This is a genomic window from Stieleria sp. (genome assembly GCF_041595215.1).
GTDB classification, from domain to species: domain Bacteria; phylum Planctomycetota; class Planctomycetia; order Pirellulales; family Pirellulaceae; genus Stieleria; species Stieleria magnilauensis.
On sequence record NZ_JBFHKV010000829.1, the window covers coordinates 1 to 3,974 of the forward strand.

General features: G+C 58.2%; 4 protein-coding genes. All 4 read right to left on the reverse strand.

The genetic code is table 11. The features are described 5' to 3' along the window. Positions 1 to 445, reverse strand: a 445-nt coding sequence (locus tag ABX749_RS24840; protein WP_372898361.1) for a hypothetical protein, incomplete at its 3' end; no start/stop codon positions are given. 197 nt (positions 446 to 642) lie between these two features. After that, a complete protein-coding gene (locus tag ABX749_RS24845; RefSeq protein WP_372898362.1) occupies positions 643 to 1,245 on the reverse strand; it encodes a head maturation protease, ClpP-related in 603 nt (200 codons plus the stop codon). Beyond that, positions 1,232 to 2,848 (reverse strand): phage portal protein, encoded by a 1,617-nt coding sequence (locus ABX749_RS24850; RefSeq protein ID WP_372898363.1) that lies wholly within the window; start codon positions 2,846 to 2,848, stop codon positions 1,232 to 1,234. The genes ABX749_RS24845 and ABX749_RS24850 overlap by 14 nt, the downstream gene beginning before the upstream one ends. Before the next feature lie 10 nt (positions 2,849 to 2,858). After that, positions 2,859 to 3,974 (reverse strand): terminase TerL endonuclease subunit (locus tag ABX749_RS24855; RefSeq protein ID WP_372898364.1); only part of this gene is annotated, 1,116 nt, incomplete at its 5' end.

Below are 3,974 nucleotides of genomic sequence, written 5' to 3' on the forward strand. Positions count from 1 at the left end.
AAAACTTGGTCGCCGCTTCGTTGCCGTAAATGCCAGCGAGGATCGCGTTGCCCGCGATGTAAGCGTCTTTCTCGTTGTCGAACGCCTTCAATCGCCCGTGCGCCTTGGCGCGAGCCGGAACAACAATCTTCTTGCTTTCCTGCTCACCGGTGGACAGTTCGCCGTTTTCGAAACGCTCTTGGATTTTGCGTGCCTGACGTTGCTCGGCGGCGATTTCTTCTCGCCGCTCGGCCCGCGCCAATTGCACTTTCAGCTCCGAGATTTCGCCCGCGAGGTAGTTCGGCTCGCCTTCTTTTCCGCGACCAGCGATCGCGTCAAATGCGGCGGCTTCATCCTTGGTCAATTCCCGACTTTCGCCTTCGGCAACCGCGATAATGGCGTCCGCCTCGGCCTGCTTCTCCGCGATTTCCTCGCGGATCTCCTTGCTATTCAGCAACTTGATCATCTTTGGTGTCTCCTGCCGGCGGCAAGGAGCGCACGAAAAAAGCGGCGGGGCTTGCCGCTCGGCGTCTTTGTTTGAAAGGACAAACGAAAACGTCCGAGCAGTGAGCCACGCCGCTAACTAGTTGCGTGAAATCACAATGTCGGTTGTGTCAATGTGCAATCCTATTGCAGGTGCAACAAAATTGCAAGTGGAATTTTTTAGACGCGAGCCCGTAGTCGTCGCTTCGCGTTGGCAACGAATCCCGCCGCGGTTGCGACTGCCTTTGGTTTCTCCGGTTTTGACTCGTCGCCGATCACTGAATCAACTAGACCCAGTGCCATCGCCTCGGATGCCGGGATGTAGGTGTCTCGCTCCATGATTGCCAGGAACTCATCCGCATCGCGTCCGCTTCGCTTGGCGTAGATGCCGGCGATCTGCTCGCCGATCAGGTCCAGCACGTCCGCGACCCCCCGGAACTCCTTGGCATCTCCCGCCGCCACGGTCCAGGGGTTATGGATCATCAGCATCGACCCCTCGTGAATTGACAACTCGTCCGCCGCCATGACGATGACGCTGGCGATTGACGCGGCCAGGGCATCGATGACGATCGACACTTTGCCGGGATAGCTCTTTAGCTGGTTATAGATGCTCAGCCCTTCGAACACGTCGCCGCCATCGCTTTTGATCGTGATCGACAAGTCTTTGCCGTCCATCTCGCCGAGCATTGCCGCGAAGTCCCGCGATCCCGTGCCGCCATCGAAATAGCTGCCGATGTCGCCGTCAATTCGAACTTGCCCGCTTACTTTGTCATGCGTCAACATTTGCAACTCCCGTGATTTGATCAACCATTTCGTCGGCGCGTGAATCCCACCCGCCTACCAGATCGGCGACAGCCGCCGGCCATGCTTCTACGTCCGTGATCTCGCCGGCCAGGTCAAGCAGCGCCCGGCGGGACTGCTTGCAGTGATCCGCCGCGATTGCCTCTTCTACGCCCAGCTTCGCCAGTGCTTTCGCGATTGTGTTTTGCCAGTCGCCGTACCACCGATCGAGCCAGTCGAGAAAGTTTTTCTCTTTGCCTGCTGCCGCTTCGACCCGCTGCCGCTCGATTCCGATCAAGTGCGACACATAGGCCCTGATCGTCCCGCGACTGCGATCCTCGATCGCCGTTGCCTTTGGCTCGCTCTCGTCGTCCGTCTCATCCTGCGGTTCGCTCTCTTCCTCCGATCCGCCGGGGGTGATCGCGGGATTGAAGAACTCGTCGCCGCCGTCGTAGGGATTCATCCGCAGCCGTTCGCGGGCCTCGTTGGGCGACATGATGCGAGACGTAATTGCACCACTCAGCGACGTGATCGACGTGGGGAAGTCCATCCGCAAAAGCGACTGTTGATTGAACTCAAAAAACATCCGCTTACGTCGGATCGGCATGATCAGTTTTTTCGACCACTCCTGTTCGATCTTGACCATCCACGGCAGCAGACAGTTCGTCATGTACGCCGTGTTTCGCTCGCTCACCGACTTGTAGGGGCTTGGCTCGCCGTCACCGATGAACGATTCGAGACCAAAGATTGACGCCACGTCTTGCCGGTGGAATCGTCGTTGCTCGATCCACTGTGCATCAGATGCGTTGATCGGCAGAACGCTCGTCGTCATCCCATCCCGCAACAGTGCGGCTTTGTTCGTGTTGTCCACGCCCGTGTGAAACTCGTTGAAATCCGCCATGAACTGCTTGGCTTGCGAGTCGTCGCGGAACATTCCCTGCGGAGCATGAATCAACACGCCCGGCTTGGGGCTGCGAAACGATGAACTGACCGCCTTCTGTGCCCCGATGCCAAGCCCAAATGCGTCCTTGAGCACATCGACCACGCTCATCCCGACGAATCCGCTGTAGCTCAACCCCATGAAGTGCAGCACGTCCTTGTCAGGAATCGCAACGATGGAGTTTTTGTTTCGATCGTTGAAATGGTCCACATAGTTCGTGATCTGGTCTTCATGCTGCGGAGTGACTGCGTGCCACTTCTTGCCCTCTTCCAGGCACGTAATCGTCTGGCTGGGAAGTAACGGGATCAGTTCCACCGGCATCCCCATTGCGTCCCGCACGATCGCCGCACGACCGTTGCCGGCCAACATGGCGTGCAGCATCAACGTCGAGCGGAACATGAATGCCGTCTGCATCTCGTTGGGCGATTTGCAAACGATGTCGTACAGCGGATCGTTTACCGCCGCGTTGCTCTCTCGCCCCTTGATCGCCTTCAATTCCAGCGGCATCAATGCAATGTGCTCAGCGATCTTCCGCACCGCGCTGTAGACGGACGGATCACCCAGCACGGTATCGAGTGTGACCTTGACCCCGCTGGCTGCATCACCGCCGCGGAACCAATCGACCAGCCATTGAACCGGATTAGACAGACTGCTTGTGTAACTCATTTCTCAATCCCTACGTGATGAACAGGCTGCCTTTGGATCGCGGCGGAGCAATCGACGCCAGCCGATACGCCATGATCACCGCGACGATCGGGTCGATTTTGTCGGGGCTGTTGGCCTTGTCTGGAATGCAGAAATAACCTGCCGATCGTTTGCCATTAACCAGCACCATGTTCCCCGCCGCCCACGTCAACAGCCCGTTGCCTTCGTGGCGAACCCGCCCCAGTTTCAGGTCGGCCAAGAACTTGGTGATCGGCTCGGTCCACATGCCGGCGTTTTGGAAAAACTTCACCGTCTCGATGCCCTCGGGTTCCAGCGACTGCGCGAAGTCTCGCGAGTTTGCCGGGTCATACGCCCACGATCGAATCTGGTTGTCCTGGTACTCGCGGATCACTTCTTGACGCATCTCGTTGATTTCCATCGACGACACACGCAACAGCTTCTGATCGACCCAATCGGCCCACGGTTCCTTTGATAGATCACGCTCGGCGGAGGTGTTGATAAACCCGACGCTATCGACCTCATACCGATAGAGCGGCCGGCCAGTCGGTTCGCCGGTCTTGGTGTCGATCTCATCCTCACCCGTGTCGAAGCGAGCACAGAAACCCAACGCCGCCAAGTCATCTTGCCCGCCCATGTCCCACGCGCCGCAGATCGCGTCTGCGTCAGACCAGTCCGAAAACTCGCCCTGTGCCGCTCGCCAAGTTTCGTCATGGATTGCCTTTTCCAGCGACGAAACCAAGACGTTGCAGTGATAGCGTTTGAAGACGTGCAACCCAGCCGGCGACAACTGTGCATCGTCCGCCTGTTCCTGCATGAACTCCCGCTTTGGCGTCACCGGATAGTTCGGGTTCGCCTTGGCCCAATTCTTTTCGTCAAACGGGTCATCCTCGGGGATCTCGCCCGTGCCCTCGCACTTGGGGCATCCCTTGATTGCTCCGCAGTCACAAGGGCGTTTTTCGTCCAGTCGAGCGATGAAGCAAAAGCGGTGATCGCCCGGCGGGTTGTCCAGCTTGTAGCCGTCCAGCACGCGACAGGACAGCGTGTCAACTTCAATCCACAGCTTCGATTGATCGTCTCCCGCCGTCGTGATCGTGATAATCAGCGGCTGGCGGCGTGACCCGTGGGC

Bases quoted from the DNA above. Each gene is read 5' to 3' on its own strand.
- ABX749_RS24845 (WP_372898362.1), bottom strand. From the start codon at position 1,245: ATGTTGACGCATGACAAAGTAAGCGGGCAAGTTCGAATTGACGGCGAC.
- ABX749_RS24850 (WP_372898363.1), bottom strand. From the start codon at position 2,848: ATGAGTTACACAAGCAGTCTGTCTAATCCGGTTCAATGGCTGGTCGAT.